11 protein-coding genes and 1 tRNA gene are annotated in these 15,882 nt (G+C 68.1%); 9 read left to right on the top strand and 3 right to left on the bottom strand.

Annotated elements, in window-relative coordinates:
• The first annotated feature begins 93 nt into the window (after positions 1-93).
• From gltB to pyk, 3 genes are all read left to right on the top strand, one after another.
• Complete coding sequence (gene gltB / locus ABT304_RS21300; RefSeq protein ID WP_502890401.1) at positions 94-4,572, top strand: glutamate synthase large subunit; 4,479 nt, start codon at positions 94-96, stop codon at positions 4,570-4,572.
• The gene (locus ABT304_RS21295; RefSeq protein ID WP_350718207.1) at positions 4,565-6,031 is read left to right on the top strand and encodes a glutamate synthase subunit beta; all 1,467 of its coding nucleotides are present in this window, start codon (positions 4,565-4,567) and stop codon (positions 6,029-6,031) included. The genes gltB and ABT304_RS21295 overlap by 8 nt, the downstream gene beginning before the upstream one ends.
• 316 nt (positions 6,032-6,347) lie before the next feature.
• Positions 6,348-7,817 (top strand): pyruvate kinase, encoded by a 1,470-nt coding sequence (gene pyk, locus ABT304_RS21290; protein ID WP_350718205.1) that lies wholly within the window; start codon positions 6,348-6,350, stop codon positions 7,815-7,817.
• On the opposite strand, the gene ABT304_RS21285 is transcribed toward pyk, so the two are convergent.
• Entirely contained in the window at positions 7,814-8,557 is a 744-nt protein-coding gene (locus ABT304_RS21285; protein WP_350718203.1) for a helix-turn-helix domain-containing protein, read from the bottom strand. The two genes, pyk and ABT304_RS21285, sit on opposite strands and share 4 nt — an antisense overlap.
• A gap of 57 nt (positions 8,558-8,614) precedes the next feature.
• A tRNA-Leu gene (locus ABT304_RS21280) sits at positions 8,615-8,687 on the bottom strand.
• A gap of 92 nt (positions 8,688-8,779) precedes the next feature.
• On the opposite strand from ABT304_RS21280, the gene ABT304_RS21275 reads away from it, so the two are divergent.
• From ABT304_RS21275 to ABT304_RS21255, 5 genes are all read left to right on the top strand, one after another.
• Complete coding sequence (locus ABT304_RS21275; RefSeq protein ID WP_350718201.1) at positions 8,780-9,409, top strand: ANTAR domain-containing response regulator; 630 nt, start codon at positions 8,780-8,782, stop codon at positions 9,407-9,409.
• Between the two features lie 167 nt (positions 9,410-9,576).
• Positions 9,577-10,917, top strand: coding sequence for an ABC transporter permease subunit (locus tag ABT304_RS21270; protein WP_350718199.1), 1,341 nt, complete (start codon positions 9,577-9,579; stop codon positions 10,915-10,917).
• An 8-nt stretch (positions 10,918-10,925) separates the two neighbouring features.
• The gene (locus ABT304_RS21265; protein WP_350718197.1) at positions 10,926-11,918 is read left to right on the top strand and encodes a branched-chain amino acid ABC transporter permease; all 993 of its coding nucleotides are present in this window, start codon (positions 10,926-10,928) and stop codon (positions 11,916-11,918) included.
• A gap of 1 nt (position 11,919) precedes the next feature.
• A complete protein-coding gene (locus ABT304_RS21260) occupies positions 11,920-12,870 on the top strand; it encodes an ABC transporter ATP-binding protein (RefSeq protein WP_350718195.1) in 951 nt (316 codons plus the stop codon).
• Positions 12,867-13,646 carry an ABC transporter ATP-binding protein gene (locus ABT304_RS21255; protein ID WP_160024274.1) on the top strand — a complete coding sequence of 260 codons (780 nt, stop codon included), beginning with the start codon at positions 12,867-12,869 and terminating at the stop codon, positions 13,644-13,646. The genes ABT304_RS21260 and ABT304_RS21255 overlap by 4 nt, the downstream gene beginning before the upstream one ends.
• 64 nt (positions 13,647-13,710) lie before the next feature.
• On the opposite strand, the gene ABT304_RS21250 is transcribed toward ABT304_RS21255, so the two are convergent.
• Positions 13,711-14,283 carry a GNAT family N-acetyltransferase gene (locus ABT304_RS21250; RefSeq protein WP_350718241.1) on the bottom strand — a complete coding sequence of 191 codons (573 nt, stop codon included), beginning with the start codon at positions 14,281-14,283 and terminating at the stop codon, positions 13,711-13,713.
• Between the two features lie 327 nt (positions 14,284-14,610).
• Here ABT304_RS21250 and ABT304_RS21245 point away from each other — a divergent pair, with 327 nt between their 5' ends.
• Positions 14,611-15,855, top strand: coding sequence for an ABC transporter substrate-binding protein (locus tag ABT304_RS21245; RefSeq protein ID WP_350718194.1), 1,245 nt, complete (start codon positions 14,611-14,613; stop codon positions 15,853-15,855).
• The last annotated feature ends 27 nt before the right edge of the window (positions 15,856-15,882 follow it).

The raw sequence follows: 15,882 nt of genomic DNA, 5'->3' as shown, positions 1-15,882 counted from the left end.
AGACGGGAGATCCCGGTGCCGTACGAGCACTCGTATCCATCCCCCCAGGGCCTCTACGACCCTCGGTTCGAGAAGGACGCCTGCGGCGTCGCCATGGTTGCGACGCTGACCGGCGTGGCCAGCCACGACATCGTGAAGCAGGGCATCCGTGCCCTGGTGAATCTCGACCACCGCGGCGCCGCCGGCGCCGAGACCAACTCTGGCGACGGCGCCGGGATCCTGCTGCAGGTCCCCGACGCCTTCCTGCGTGAGGTCGTCGACTTCGACCTTCCGGCCGAGCGTGCCTACGCCGTCGGCACCGCCTTCATCCCCGGTGACGCCGACCAGGTCGAGCGCACGGTGAAGATGGTCGAGGAGATCGCGACCGAGGAGGGCCTCGAGGTCCTCGGGTGGCGTGACGTACCGGTCAACCCCGACTCCCTCGGCGCCACCGCCAAGGCGGTCATGCCGACCTTCCGCCAGCTCTTCGTGGCCGGTGCCAAGCAGCGCGTCACGGGGCTGGCCCTGGAGCGGCTCTCCTTCTGCCTGCGCAAGCGCGCGGAGAAGGAGACCGACGTCTACTTCCCGTCGCTGTCGAGCCGCACCATCGTCTACAAGGGCATGCTCACCACGCCCCAGCTGGCCGAGGTGTTCCCCGACCTGGTCGACGAGCGGGTCGCCTCCGCGATCGCCGTCGTCCACAGCCGGTTCTCGACCAACACCTTCCCGAGCTGGCCGCTGAGCCACCCGTTCCGGTTCATCGCCCACAACGGCGAGATCAACACCGTCATGGGCAACCGCAACTGGATGAAGGCGCGCGAGTCGCTGCTCGAGTCCGAGCTGATCCCCGGCGACCTCGAGCGGCTCTTCCCGATCTGCACCGAGGGCGCCTCCGACTCGGCCTCCTTCGACGAGGTCCTCGAGCTGCTCCACCTGGCCGGCCGCAGCCTGCCGCACGCCATGCTGATGATGATCCCGGAGGCGTGGGAGAAGCACGAGGAGATGGACCCCGCCCGCAAGGCGTTCTACGAGTTCCACTCCTCGCTGATGGAGCCCTGGGACGGCCCCGCGTCGGTGGTCTTCACCGACGGAACCCAGATCGGCGCGGTCCTCGACCGCAACGGCCTGCGTCCCTCCCGCTACTGGGTCACCGAGGACGGACTCGTCGTTCTCGGCTCCGAGGCCGGTGTGCTCGACGACATCGACCCCGCCACCGTCGTCCGCAAGGGCCGCGTCCAGCCGGGCAAGATGTTCCTCGTCGACACCGCGGAGCACCGCATCATCGAGGACGACGAGATCAAGTCCGAGCTCGCCGCCGAGCACCCCTACGACGAGTGGCTCCACGCCGGTCTCGTACGCCTCGACGACATCCCCGAGCGTGAGCACATCGTCCACACCCACGCGAGCGTCACCCGCCGTCAGCAGGTCTTCGGCTACACCGAGGAGGAGCTTCGGATCCTGCTCGCGCCGATGGCCAACACCGGCGCCGAGCCGATCGGCTCGATGGGCACCGACAGCCCGATCGCGGCGCTGAGCGACAAGCCGCGGATGCTGTTCGACTACTTCGCCCAGCTCTTCGCGCAGGTCACCAACCCGCCGCTGGACGCGATCCGCGAGGAGCTCGTCACCAGCCTCAACGGCACCATCGGCGCCGAGTCCAACCTGCTCAACCCGGGCCCGGCCTCGTGTCGCCAGATCGTGCTGCCGTTCCCGGTCATCTCCAACGACGACCTGGCCAAGATCCGTCACATCAACCGTGACGGCGACATGCCGGGCTTCGCGGTCCACATCGTCCGCGGCCTCTACGAGGTCGACGGCGGCGCGGAGGCGCTCCGCACCCGCCTGGACGAGATCGCGGCCGAGGTGTCCCAGGCGATCGAGGACGGCGCGCGGATCATCGTCCTCTCCGACCGCCACTCCACCCAGGAGATGGCGCCGATCCCGTCGCTGCTCCTGACCGGTGCCGTCCACCACCACCTGGTCCGCGAGCGCACCCGCTCGCAGGTCGGCCTGCTGATCGAGGCCGGAGACGTACGCGAGGTCCACCACGTGGCCCTGCTGATCGGCTACGGCGCCGCCGCGGTCAACCCCTACCTCGCGGTCGAGTCCGTCGAGGACCTCGCCTACGAGGGCTACTACGTGAAGGCCGACGCCGAGAAGGCGATGGCCAACACGATCAAGGCGCTCGGCAAGGGTGTCCTCAAGGTGATGTCGAAGATCGGCGTCTCCACCGTCGCCTCCTACACCGGCGCGCAGATCTTCGAGGCCGTCGGCCTGTCGAAGGAGGTCGTGGACCGTTACTTCACCGGCACCACCTCCAAGCTCGGCGGCATCGGCCTCGACGTGATCGCCGAGGAGGTCGCGAAGCGGCACGCCACCGCCTACCCGCGCGACGGCGTCGCCAATGCCCACCGCGCGCTGCCCATCGGCGGCGAGTACCAGTGGCGCCGCGAGGGCGAGCCGCACCTGTTCGACCCGGAGACCGTCTTCCGGCTCCAGCACGCCACCCGCAGCGGCCGCTACGACGTCTTCAAGCAGTACACCGACCGCGTCAACGAGCAGTCCGAGCGGCTGATGACGCTGCGCGGGCTCTTCAAGCTCAAGAGCGCCGAGGAGCTGGGTCGCCAGAAGATCTCGATCGACGAGGTCGAGCCCGTCGAGGCGATCGTCAAGCGCTTCTCGACCGGCGCGATGTCGTACGGATCGATCTCCCAGGAGGCTCACGAGACGCTCGCCGTCGCGATGAACATCCTCGGCGGCAAGTCCAACACCGGTGAGGGCGGCGAGGACCCGGATCGTCTCTACGACCCCAAGCGCCGCTCGTCGATCAAGCAGGTCGCCTCGGGACGCTTCGGCGTCACCAGCGAATACCTGACCAACGCCGACGACATCCAGATCAAGATGGCCCAGGGCGCCAAGCCCGGTGAGGGCGGCCAGCTGCCCGGCCACAAGGTCTACCCGTGGGTGGCCAAGACGCGTCACTCGACGCCGGGCGTGGGCCTCATCTCCCCGCCGCCGCACCACGACATCTACTCCATCGAGGACCTGGCTCAGCTGATCCACGACCTCAAGAACGCCAACCCGAGCGCTCGCGTCCACGTGAAGCTCGTGGCCGAGGTCGGTGTCGGCACCGTCGCCGCGGGTGTCTCCAAGGCCCACGCGGACGTCGTGCTGATCTCCGGTCACGACGGCGGCACCGGCGCGTCCCCGCTGACGAGCCTCAAGCACGCCGGCGGTCCCTGGGAGCTCGGCCTCGCCGAGGCGCAGCAGACGCTGCTCCTCAACGGCCTGCGCGACCGGATCGTGGTGCAGACCGACGGTCAGCTCAAGACCGGCCGCGACGTGGTCATCGCCGCGTTGCTCGGTGCCGAGGAGTTCGGCTTCGCCACCGCGCCGCTGGTCGTCTCCGGCTGCGTGATGATGCGGGTCTGCCACCTCGACACCTGCCCGGTCGGCGTCGCCACCCAGAACCCGGTCCTGCGGGAGCGGTTCACCGGCAAGGCGGAGTACGTCGTCAACTTCATGCGCTACATCGCCGAGGAGGTCCGTGAGCTCCTCGCCGAGCTCGGCTTCCGGAGCATCGACGAGGCCGTCGGACACGCCGAGGCGCTCGACGCCCGCGACGCGATCGACCACTGGAAGGCCTCCGGGCTCGACCTGTCGCCGATCTTCACCCGCGTGGAGTCGCCGCAGCAGTTCTCCGACCAGGCCCTCTACAACACCAAGGGCCAGGACCACGGCCTGGAGAAGTCGCTCGACGTCAACGAGCTGCTGCCTCTCGCGGCACCGGCGCTCGAGCGCGGCGAGCCCGTACGCGCCCAGCTGCCGATCCGCAACGTCAACCGCACCGTCGGCACGATCCTCGGTCACGAGATCACCAAGCGCTACCGCGGTGAGGGCCTGCCCGAGGGCACGATCGACATCACCTTCACCGGCTCGGCGGGCCAGTCCTTCGGCGCGTTCATCCCCAAGGGACTGACGCTGCGCCTGGAGGGCGACGCCAACGACTACGTCGGCAAGGGCCTCTCCGGCGGCCGGGTGGTCATCCGCCCGGAGCGTACGGCCGGGTTCCGCGCCGAGGAGCACATCATCGCCGGCAACACGCTGGCCTACGGCGCCACCAGCGGGCGGATCCACATCCGTGGAGGCGTGGGGGAGCGGGCCGCGGTCCGCAACTCGGGCGCCAGCATCGTGACCGAGGGTGTCGGCGACCACGGCTGCGAGTACATGACCGGTGGTCGTGTCGTCGTGCTCGGCCCGACCGGGCGCAACTTCGCGGCCGGCATGTCCGGCGGCATCGCCTGGGTCCTCGACTTCCAGCAGCAGCGGCTCAACGGCGAGCTGGTCGAGGCCACCGGCGTGGAGGAGAAGTACGCCGCCGAGCTCGAGCAGCTGGTCCGCGACCACCTCGAGGAGACCGGCTCGGCCGTCGCCGAGGCGCTCCTGGCCGACTGGCCGAACTCATCGACCCGCTTCACGCAGGTCATGCCCAGTGACTACAAGCGCGTGCTCGAAGCCCAGGAGGAGGCCCTCGAGGAGGGTCTCGACGAGGACGAGGCCGCAGCTCGGATTATGGAGGTCCTCCATGGCTGACCCGAAGGGTTTTCTGAAGAACGGTCGTGAGGTCGCGACCCGGCGTCCTGTCGAGGAGCGGGTCAAGGACTGGCACGAGGTCTACCCGGGCAAGATCGGCAAGACCCTGCTGCCGATCATCAACACCCAGGCCTCGCGCTGCATGGACTGCGGCATCCCGTTCTGCCACCAGGGCTGCCCGCTCGGCAACATCATCCCCGAGTGGAACGACCTGGTCTGGCGCAACGACTGGGAGGGCGCCTCGGAGCGTCTGCACGCGACCAACAACTTCCCCGAGTTCACCGGTCGTCTGTGCCCGGCTCCGTGCGAGGCCGCCTGCGTGCTGGGCATCAACCAGCCCGCGGTGACCATCAAGAACATCGAGGTCGCGATCATCGACAAGGCCTGGGACGCGGGCCACGTCAAGCCGCAGCCGCCCGAGTGGCTCTCCGGCAAGGCGGTCGCCGTCATCGGCTCCGGTCCCGCGGGCCTGGCCGCCGCCCAGCAGCTCACCCGCTCGGGCCACACCGTGGCCGTCTACGAGCGCGCGGACAAGATCGGTGGGCTGCTGCGCTACGGCATCCCCGAGTTCAAGATGGAGAAGTCGCAGGTCGACCAGCGCCTGGCGCAGATGCGTCGCGAGGGCACGGTCTTCCGTCCGGGCGTCGACGTCGGCACCGACATCACCGGTGCGCAGCTCCGGGACCGCTACGACGCCATCGTGCTGGCCAACGGCTCGACCGTCGGTCGCGACCTGCCGGTCCCCGGGCGCGAGCTCGACGGGATCCACCAGGCGATGGAGTACCTGCCCCAGTCCAACCGGGCCTCGCTCGGTGAGGCAGTCCCCGACCAGATCCTGGCCGAGGGCAAGCACGTGGTCATCATCGGTGGCGGTGACACCGGCGCCGACTGCCTCGGCACCGCGATCCGCCAGGGCGCGGAGTCGATCACCCAGCTGGAGATCATGCCGCGTCCGCCGGAGGAGCGCCCCGAGGGCCAGCCGTGGCCGACCTACCCGATGACCTACCGGGTCGCGTCCGCGCACGAGGAGGGCGGCGAGCGGGTCTACGCCGTCTCCACCAAGGAGTTCCTCGGCACCGAGGACGGCCGCGTACGCGCTCTGAAGCTCGTCGAGGTCGAGTTCATCGACGGCAAGCTCACCGAGAAGGAGGGGACCGAGAAGGAGATCCCCGCCGACCTCGTGCTGCTGGCCATGGGCTTCACCGGCCCGGAGAAGGACGGCCTCCTCACCCAGCTGGGTGTGGAGTACGACGCTCGCGGCAACGTCGCCCGCGACGACTCCTTCGCCACCTCGGTCCCCGGCGTATACGTCGCCGGCGACGCGGGTCGCGGACAGTCGCTGATCGTGTGGGCGATCGCCGAGGGCCGTGCCGCCGCGGCCGCTGTCGACACCTTCCTCACCGGCTCGACCAACCTGCCCGCGCCGATCCGCCCGACGGACCGGCAGCTGATGGTCTGAGACCCCAGGCTGAGGCACAACGGCGTGCCGACCACTGGCCCGGCACCTCCATCTCGGAGGTGTCGGGCCAGTCGGGTCTCAGCCATCGGATCGGAGGATCCGACAGCGTTCGTACACACTTGTGGCGCCGAGTTTGTGGCACACCTCCATTGCCCGCGCCTGCGTGGAGGGGCTAGCCGATGGCGACCTCACGCCGGGCCCAGCGTGGAGCGACCACGTCTGACCCGGGCCACGGCGTAAACCTTGGATGAACGGCCTGATCAGGACGAGGTCCGGGTGCTGGTTTGAACGTTCCAGAGGGGTAGTCTGGGCTCCCGTGAGAAGAGCGAAGATCGTCTGCACCCTGGGACCCGCCGTCGGGACGGAGCGTCGCATCCGCGAGCTCGTCTACGCAGGCATGGACGTCGCCCGGATGAACATGAGCCACGGGTCCCACGACGACCACTCCGGCAACTACGCGCTGGTGCGGGAGGCGGCCGCCGCGAGCGGACACAGCGTCGGCATCTTCGCCGACCTGCAGGGGCCCAAGATCCGGCTGGAGCGGTTCAAGGAGGGCTCCGCGACCCTGCGCCGCGGCCAGGCTTGGACGATCACCACGCGCGACGTGCAGGGTGACGACGAGATCTGCGGGACGACGTACAAGGGCCTTCCCGGTGACGTGAAGGTCGGCGACCCGATCCTGATCGACGACGGCAAGCTGCGCCTGCGGGTCACCGCGGTCGACGACACCGAGGTCCACACCGAGGTGCTGGTCGGCGGGCCGGTCTCGAACAACAAGGGCATCAACCTGCCCGGCGTCGCCGTCTCCGTGCCGGCCCTGTCCGAGAAGGACGAGGAGGACCTCCGGTTCGCGCTCAAGCTCGGCGTCGACATGGTCGCGCTCAGCTTCGTCCGCAACGCCAGGGACTACGAGGACGTCCGCAAGATCATGGACGAGGAGGGGCGCGTCGTCCCGGTCATCGCCAAGATCGAGAAGCCGCAGGCGATCGACAACCTCGACGAGGTCATCGCCGCGTTCGACATGTTCATGGTGGCCCGTGGCGACCTCGGCGTGGAGTGCCCGCTCGAGGAGGTCCCGTTCCTGCAGAAGCGGATCATCGAGCTCGCCCGCCTCAACGCCAAGCCGGTCATCGTCGCCACCCAGATGCTCGACTCGATGATCTCCAACCCGGCGCCCACCCGCGCCGAGGCCAACGACGTCGCCAACGCCGTCCTCGACGGTGCCGACGCGGTGATGCTCTCCGCCGAGACGAGCGTGGGGGACTATCCGATCCACACCGTCGAGACGATGGCCCGCATCATCGCCGCCACCGAGCGCCACGCGCTCTCCTCGGAAGGCAGCCGCGCCGCCGAGCTCAGCCCCATCGACTGGGACCCGCACACCCGCTCCGGTGTCATCGCCAAGGCCGCGGCCGAGGTCGCCGACCGGGTCGGCGCGAAGTACCTGGTCGCCTTCACCACCTCCGGTGACTCCGCCCGCCGCCTCTCCCGGCTGCGCGGCGCGATCCCGTTGCTCGCCTTCACCCCCTCCGATGCCGTACGCAGCCAGCTCGCGCTCAGCTGGGGCACCGAGACCTTCCGCACCGACGAGGTCGAGCACACCGACGAGATGGTCCGCCAGGTCGACGAGAACCTGCTCAAGCTCGGCCGTGTCGAGGAGGGCGAGCTCGTCGTCATCATCGCCGGCTCGCCTCCCGGCATCCCCGGCTCCACCAACGCGCTGCGCATCCACCGCATCGGCGACGCGATCAACGAGGTCGCGCCCGCCTACGAGCGCAAGGGCTAGGTCTTCGGGCCGATGAGGCGGTCGAGCTCGGCGACCGCCTCGCGGCGCGAGACGCTGATCGTCTTCCAGTTGGACTGACGCCATGGGATCCCGACCAGGTCGAGCGCCCAGGTGCAGAGGTCGCGGATGTCGTCGGACACGTTGGTGAACTGCCATCGTGGATAGGCGTACGTCCGCGGGCCGCTCTCGAAACGGCGCACGATAGTGTTCGTACTGCGGGAGCCGTCGCTGTGGAACAGACCCCGCAAGAAGGCGGCTGGGCGGCGCTCGACGATCTCCCGCTGCCAAGGCTCGAGGACGATCCGCCTGGTGTGCTTGCGCCCGGGGCCGTGCTGTGGAAACAAGCACGGCCAGTGCCGCCAGCTCAGCTGGATGTCCACGCAGCCGGTCCGGGGCACGTGAAAGACCCGGCCACCGGGTCTTACTCGATGAAACAGGTCGACGACGTCGTCGATGATCCCCGGATAGGCCAGATCGCAGCTGATGCGCAAGAAGTAGTAGCGCGCGGCCGTCGCGATGTAGCCGTCGCCGAGATAGAAGCCGAGAAGTGCGGAGTACGCCTCCTCGTCGAGCGGCAGCTCGTCACACCGCGGGCAGTTGGCGGGTCTGTCGGACGGCTTGCGGTCCCGCCAGTCCCGGAGGGTCGACCGGGCGACTCCCGTGGCGCGCGCGACCGCCGACAGCGACTCGCCCTGATGGAGGAGCGCGAGCGCCTTGGCGCGGACGGGAGCGGCGTACATGCTCGTATTCTGCGTTCGACCACCGACAGTTCGGCGAGACGTAACGAGCGGATTCTGTGCCCCGAGTCGGATTCGAACCGACACTATACGGTGTTTGAGACCGCCCTCTCTGCCGTTGGAGTACCGGGGCATTTCGGCCCACGTTCGGGCCTGGCACGGACCAAACTTACCGGACCGTGGGCGGAATCACTGCACCGGGACGTGCCCCTGATGGCCTAGTCTGTGCTCGTGACGCAGAGCAACCCCAGCAGCACCCCGGAGAGCCAGACGCGGCGTACGGTCGTCATCGCGGAGGACGAGGTCCTGATCAGGATGGACCTCAAGGAGATGCTCACCGAGGAGGGTTACGACGTCGTCGGTGAGGCGGGCGACGGCAAGGCCGCGATCGAGCTCGCCACCGAGCACAGACCCGACCTGGTGATCCTCGACGTCAAGATGCCGGTGCTCGACGGGATCGCGGCGGCGGAGGCGATCGCGCGCGACCGGATCGCGCCGGTCGTCATGCTGACCGCGTTCTCCCAGCGCGACCTGGTGGAGCGGGCCCGCGACGCGGGCGCGATGGCGTACCTCGTCAAGCCGTTCAACATCTCCGACCTGGTGCCGGCGATCGAGCTGGCGGTGAGCCGTTTCCAGGAGCTCGCCCAGCTCGAGCGGGAGGTCGCCGGTCTGACCGACCGGCTGGAGACCCGCAAGGCGGTCGACCGGGCGAAGGGGATCCTGCAGGAGGGTCTGACGCTGAGCGAGCCCGACGCTTTCCGGTGGATCCAGAAGACCGCGATGGACCTGCGGCTGTCGATGCGCCAGGTCGCAGAGGGCGTCATCGAGCACGGCGTGAGCGGGCCACGTACCTGAATCCGTGTAAACGGCACGTCACAGATCGGTTGCGGTCTCAGATGAGGGTCAACCTGTGGCTTGTTCGTGGGTGATCTCGGCCTAGACTGCCCGCGCGGATCCGGCCGACCAGCGTATTCAGCTGGTGTCAGGGTCCGTCTTTAGGACACACAGGCAGGAGTACCCACGTGCGCAAGCGGCTCTACAGAGTCTTCGTCGCGCTCATCGGTGCGCTGATGGTGCTGTTGGTTGGGAGCCCGGGTGCCGCACAGGCAACCGAGACCCCACCGCCGGACGCCACCGCGATCCAGGTGACGCTTCAGGACGAGGCCAACAAGGATGCCCAAGGCAATCCGAAACCGATCCCGGGAGTGACCCTCGAGGTCAGCAAGGACGGCGAGAAGGCCGGTGAGGGCGTCACCGACGACAAGGGTGTGGCGATCATCGTCGTCGAGGAGCTCGGGAAGTACACCGTGACCCTCGACGAGAAGACCCTCCCGGAAGGCACGGTCCTCGACGAGGACACCAAGGGCGAGGCGACCGTCCAGGTACGTTTCCAGGGGCCCAACAACCGTGCGATCTTCCCGATCGGGGTCACCGCCGGTGAGGAGTCGAACTTCGGCAAGGACCTCGCCCAGAACCTGCGCGCGGGCATCGTGTTCGCCCTGGTCCTGTGCCTGGCCGCCCTCGGGTTCTCGCTGATCTTCGGCACGACCGGCCTGTCCAACTTCGCCCACGGTGAGATGCTCACCTTCGGTGCGCTGATGGCCTGGACCTTCGACCAGGTCTTCAAGACCGGCGCCCTGGCCTCGGTCTCGGTGCTGCTCGCCGGCATCATCGCGGTCCTCCTCGGTGGCCTGGGCGGCTTCGCACAGGAGAAGATCCTGTGGGGCCCGCTGCGCCGACGCGGCACCGGCCTGATCGCGATGATGATCGTCTCGATCGGCCTGGCGATCTTCCTGCGCTACCTGTTCCAGTACTTCTACGGCTCCTCGACCCGGTCGCTGTCGCAGTACAACGGCCAGCAGCGTGAGCAGCACTGGTACTACCTCGGTCTCTCGCTCGCCGACCGCGAGGTCGTCATCGTGCTCGTCGCGATCATCACGATCACCGCGGTCTGCCTGTGGCTGGCCAAGAGCCGGATGGGCAAGGCGATGCGCGCGGTCTCGGACAACCCGGCTCTGGCCGCGTCCTCCGGCCTGCGGGTCGACGGCGTCATCACCAACGCGTGGGTGATCGGTGGCGCGCTGACCGCGCTGTCCGGTGTGCTCTACGCGATGCAGCTGCAGGTGAACAGCTTCATGGGCATGCGGATCCTGCTGGTCATCCTCGCCGCGGTCACCCTCGGTGGTCTCGGCACGATCTGGGGCGCTCTCGTCGGCTCGCTGGTGATCGGGCTCGTCTACGAGCTCGGACCGCTGTTCGGCGTACCCGCCTCGATCAAGGAGATCGGCCCGCTGCTGATCATGATCGTGATCCTGCTGGTGCGGCCCCAGGGCATCCTGGGTCGTAAAGAGCGGCTCGGGTAGGAGAGACAATGGACATTCTCGACATTCTCCGGGCAGCGTTGCAGCAGGCACTCGGCCCGCAGGCAATCGTCTTCGCCCTGGCCGCCATCGGCCTCAACATCCACTTCGGCTACACCGGGCTGCTCAACTTCGGCCAGGCCGGGTTCGTCGCGGTGGGTGCCTATGGTCTGGCCGTCTCCGTGGTCACCTACGGGGCGCCGTTCTGGCTCGGAATCGTCATGGCGATCGTGGCCCCGCTGCTGCTCGCCGTGGTCCTGGGTGTGCCGACGCTGCGTCTGCGCGCCGACTATCTGGCGATCGTGACCATCGCCGCAGCCGAAGTGCTGCGGTTCGTCTTCGGCTCGGTGGAGATGAAGGACACCTTCGGTGGCTCCAACGGGCTCAACGGATACGCCAGGCCGTTCCAGGAGGCCAACCCCTACACCAGCGGCCTCGACCTGGGGTTCATCTCCTTCGGGCGCAACGACCTGTGGTCGCTGACCGTCGGCTGGATCCTGGTCGCGCTGTGCTGCCTGTTGGTGTGGGCGCTGATGCGCAGCCCGTGGGGCCGTGTGCTCCGTTCGATCCGTGAGGACGAGGACGCGGTCCGCTCGCTCGGCAAGAACGTCTTCGCGTACAAGATGCAGGCCCTCGCCCTCGGTGGTGTCATCGGTGGTCTGGGCGGCATGTTCCTGGCCCTCAAGCAGGCCTCGGTCGTGCCGAGCGACTACTCCACGCTGCTGACCTTCTACGCCTTCGCCGCGCTGCTCCTCGGTGGCGCGGGCCGCGTGATGGGCCCGGTCATCGGCTCCGTCCTGTTCTGGTTCCTGATTGCGGGGCTAGGCTCGTTCTTCAGCCAGTCGGCGGGTAAGGGCGGATGGATCCCGACGGTGATCATGACCGACACCCAGGCCAGTGTGATCCGCTACATCATGCTGGGGCTGGCCATCATGCTGCTGATGATCTTCCGTCCCCAGGGGATCATCGGCGACCGTAGGGAGATCGCGATCGATGGACGCTGACATGACTGACCAGACGAGCACCGAGACGAGCGACGTGGCGAGCAAGACCGGGCCCGCGGGCCTGGTCGGGGCGAGCACGGAGCCGGGCAGCAAGAAGTCCGACCCGATCATCGTCGCCGACAACATCACGCGTACGTTCGGAGGACTCACCGCCGTCGACGTCGACCACGTCGAGATCCAGCGCGGTGCGATCACCGCGCTGATCGGCCCCAACGGAGCCGGGAAGACGACGTTCTTCAACCTGCTGACCGGCTTCGACCAGCCCAACACCGGCTCGTGGAGCCTGGAGGGCAAGTCGCTCAAGGGCGTGGCTCCCTACAAGGTCGCCCGCCTCGGGATGGTGCGCACCTTCCAGCTCACCAAGGTGCTGGCCAAGCTCACCGTGATCGAGAACATGCGCCTGGGCGCCACGGGACAGAAGGGTGAGCGGTTCTGGGCCGCGCCGTTCAAGTTCCTGTGGGGCAAGCAGGAGGACGCGGTCACCGCGAAGGCCGACGACCTGCTGGCCCGGTTCCTGCTGGACAAGAAGCGCGAGGACTTCGCCGGATCGCTCTCCGGCGGTCAGCGCAAGCTGCTCGAGATGGCCCGCGCGCTCATGGTCGACCCCGAGGTCGTCATGCTCGACGAGCCGATGGCGGGTGTGAACCCGGCCCTGAAGCAGTCGCTGCTCGGCCACGTGAAGTCGCTGCGCGACGAGGGCCGCACGGTCCTCTTCGTGGAGCACGACATGGACATGGTCCGCGACATCTCCGACTGGGTCATCGTGATGGCCCAGGGCAAGATCGTCGCTGAGGGCACTCCTGAGTCGGTCATGGCCGACCAGCGTGTCATCGACGCCTATCTCGGGGCCCACCACGACACCGACCTGAGCGAGCTCGACGAAGAGGTCCTCGAGGCCGAGGTCGAGGCGGAGCTCGAGGGCGACATCGCCCAAGAGGAGGACTCGAAGTGACTTCCACCGAAGCGGAGGAGTTCCGCGAGAAGCATCTGAGCGAGGCCGAGGGTGCGGTGCTCCGCGCCGACGGGCTCATCGCCGGCTACCTTCCCGGGGTCAACATCCTCAACGACACCGATCTCTACTGCCAGCCCGGTGAGCTGGTCGGCATCATCGGCCCCAACGGCGCCGGCAAGTCGACTCTGCTCAAGGCGCTGTTCGGCCTGGTGAAGATCCACGAGGGCACGGTCAAGCTGAACGGTGAGGACATCACCGGAAAGCGTGCTGACGAGCTGGTCTCGCGGGGTATCGGGTTCGTCCCGCAGAACAACAACGTCTTCCCGAGCCTGACCATCGAGGAGAACCTCGAGATGGGCTGCTACCAGGCCCCGAAGAAGTTCGCGGAGCGGTTCGAGTTCGTCACCGGGATCTTCCCGGCCCTCGGTGAGCGCCGCAAGCAGCGTGCCGGTGGCCTCTCCGGCGGTGAGCGTCAGATGGTCGCGATGGGCCGGGCGCTGATGATGGAGCCGTCGGTCCTGCTGCTCGACGAGCCCTCCGCGGGGCTCTCGCCGGTCATGCAGGACGAGGTCTTCGTGCAGACCCGCAAGATCAACCAGGCGGGTGTCTCGGTCGTGATGGTCGAGCAGAACGCCCGCCGCTGCCTGCAGATCTGCGACCGCGGCTACGTGCTCGACCAGGGCCGCAACGCCTACACGGGGGCGGGGCGCGAGCTCGCCGACGACCCCAAGGTGATCGAGCTCTACCTCGGCACTCTTGGTGCCAAGGAGGACTGAGGGCGTACGTCCTGAAACGGCCGGGCCCCGGAGCAGCATGCTCCGGGGCCCGGCCGTTTCGCGCTCAGGCGACGGTGTGCGAGCGTCGCTGGGAGCGCCGGGCGGCGAGCAGCTCGCCGACGGCGCTGGACTGCTTCGGGCCGCGCTGCAGGCGGGCGTGGTGGGGCAGGGCCCGGCCCAGGACGGTGAGCCGGGAGCGTACGACCGCGGTCGGGGCCACCCGCATCACGGCCTGGGCGCCGAGGCCGATCCGGGCGAGGAACCGGTTGCCGTCACGGCCACCTGCGGACGCCGCGGCCGCGATCGTCCTGATCCCGCGTTCCTCGGCGAAGGAGACGGCTGACTCCATCAGCATCCGGCCCACGCCACGGCGGCGGAAGCTGGGGACGACGTGGGGCGCGAAGATCTGCACCGTCGGCTCCAGGTTGAGCGGGCCGAAGGTGGTCGCACGCACGTAGACCGCCCCGACGGGCTCGCTGCCGCACTCGGCGACCAGGAGGCGCTGGTCGGGGGAGGCTTCGGCGTCACGGATGATCTTCTCCAGGTCGCTCAGCTGCTCCTGGGCGTCCGCCATCCGCAGCGAGTCCTGCCAGATGCCGAGAAGGAAGAGCGCGTCGTCGGCTCGTGCCTCTCGCATCGTCACCGGCACCCTCATCGAGTTCGTCCTCCGAGAGTGCCGTGCGTACAGATGATCACAATTCCTCCACGATCGTGGCTGTTCCTGGGCGGAATCGGGTTTCCCGAGTGATTATGGGTCACCACGGCGCCGATAGTACGGAGCCGATGATGGCGGCAACCCAGGCAATGATGCCATGGGGGAGATGTAACGGATTGGTGAAAAGACAGGTCCCTCGGGTGATTCGCCCTCCATGCGTCTCTAATGTGTCTCCGCAAGGTCCGGCGTGAGCCGGGCCAGCCCATACGAAAGAGGGACTAAGCAGTGAACTCATCATCCTCTACCTGGATGAAGCTGACCGCAGGCGCCGGCGCCTTGGCGCTCAGCTTCACCCTCGCCGCCTGCGGCGGCGAGACCGCTTCCGAGGAGCCGGAGAAGAAGGCCGCCGCCAAGGGCGACGGCACTCTCACCATCGGGCAGCTTCTCCCGCAGACCGGTAGCCTCGCGTTCCTCGGCCCGCCCGAGTTCGCCGGTTCCGACCTGGCGATCCAGGACATCAACGCCGCCGGTGGTGTGCTCGGCAAGGACGTCGTCCCTGTCGTAGCGGACTCCGGTGACACCACCTCCGCGATCGCCCCCACCGAGGCAGACAAGCTCATCGACGCCAAGTCCGACGTCATCGTCGGCACCGCGTCCTCGGGCGTGTCGATGACCGTGATCGACAAGATCATGTCGTCGGGCACCGTGATGTTCTCCCCGGCGAACACCTCGACCGAGTTCGACGAGGGCGACTTCGCCAAGCCGGACCTCTACTTCCGCACGGCTCCGTCCGACATCCTGCAGGGCGCCGTCATGGCCAACCTGCTGCTCGAGGACAAGCGCACCAACGTGGCGATCCTGGCCCGCCAGGACGCGTACGGCGAGACGCTTGCCGAGGAGATCAAGGCCAACCTCGAGGGTGCCGGCTCCAAGGTCGCCACCACGGCGTTCTACTCCGAGGACGCCACCTCGTTCGACGCCCAGATCAACGAGGTCGCCGGCTCGGGTGCCGACGCGGTCGTCGTGGTCGCCTTCGAGGAGACCAAGAAGCTCATCCCGCAGCTCATCGCCGCGGGTGCCGGTCCGGCCAAGCTGCCGACGTACTTCGTCGACGGCAACCTGTCGGACTACTCCAAGGACTTCACCAAGGGTGAGCTCAAGGGTGTCAAGGGCACCCTCCCGGGCGCCGAGACCACCGGTGACTTCAAGGAGCAGCTGCTGAAGGTCGACCCGAAGCTGGCCGACTACTCCTACGCCGCCGAGTCCTACGACGCCACCATCGTCTCCGCGCTGGCGGCTGTGAAGGCTGACAGCGACGCCGGCGAGGCCATCGCCGAGGAGATCGTCGACATCACCACCGGTGGTGAGAAGTGCGAGACGTACGCCGACTGCGTCAAGCTCATCGAGGACGGCAAGGACATCGACTACGACGGCAAGTCCGGTCCGATCGAGCTCGGCGAGACCGGTAGCCCGACGGCCGCGTCCATCGGTATCTACCAGTACAACGACAAGGCGACCTACGCCCCCGTCAAGTACATCGCTGGCGAGGTCTGAGCCTGTGACCCTGCGACGAAGTCGCAG

This window comes from Nocardioides sp. NPDC000445 (assembly GCF_040300245.1).
Classification (GTDB): Bacteria; Actinomycetota; Actinomycetes; order Propionibacteriales; family Nocardioidaceae; genus Nocardioides.
This window is presented reverse-complemented; position numbering and strand designations above follow the sequence as displayed.

Excerpts from the sequence above, each read along its gene's own strand:
- gltB (WP_502890401.1), top strand. The coding sequence starts at position 94 with ATGGTTGCGACGCTGACCGGCGTGGCCAGCCACGACATCGTGAAGCAG.
- ABT304_RS21295 (WP_350718207.1), top strand. The coding sequence starts at position 4,565 with ATGGCTGACCCGAAGGGTTTTCTGAAGAACGGTCGTGAGGTCGCGACC.
- ABT304_RS21285 (WP_350718203.1), bottom strand. The coding sequence starts at position 8,557 with ATGTACGCCGCTCCCGTCCGCGCCAAGGCGCTCGCGCTCCTCCATCAG.
- ABT304_RS21265 (WP_350718197.1), top strand. The coding sequence starts at position 10,926 with ATGGACATTCTCGACATTCTCCGGGCAGCGTTGCAGCAGGCACTCGGC.
- ABT304_RS21260 (WP_350718195.1), top strand. The coding sequence starts at position 11,920 with ATGACTGACCAGACGAGCACCGAGACGAGCGACGTGGCGAGCAAGACC.
- ABT304_RS21250 (WP_350718241.1), bottom strand. The coding sequence starts at position 14,283 with ATGCGAGAGGCACGAGCCGACGACGCGCTCTTCCTTCTCGGCATCTGG.
- ABT304_RS21245 (WP_350718194.1), top strand. The coding sequence starts at position 14,611 with ATGAAGCTGACCGCAGGCGCCGGCGCCTTGGCGCTCAGCTTCACCCTC.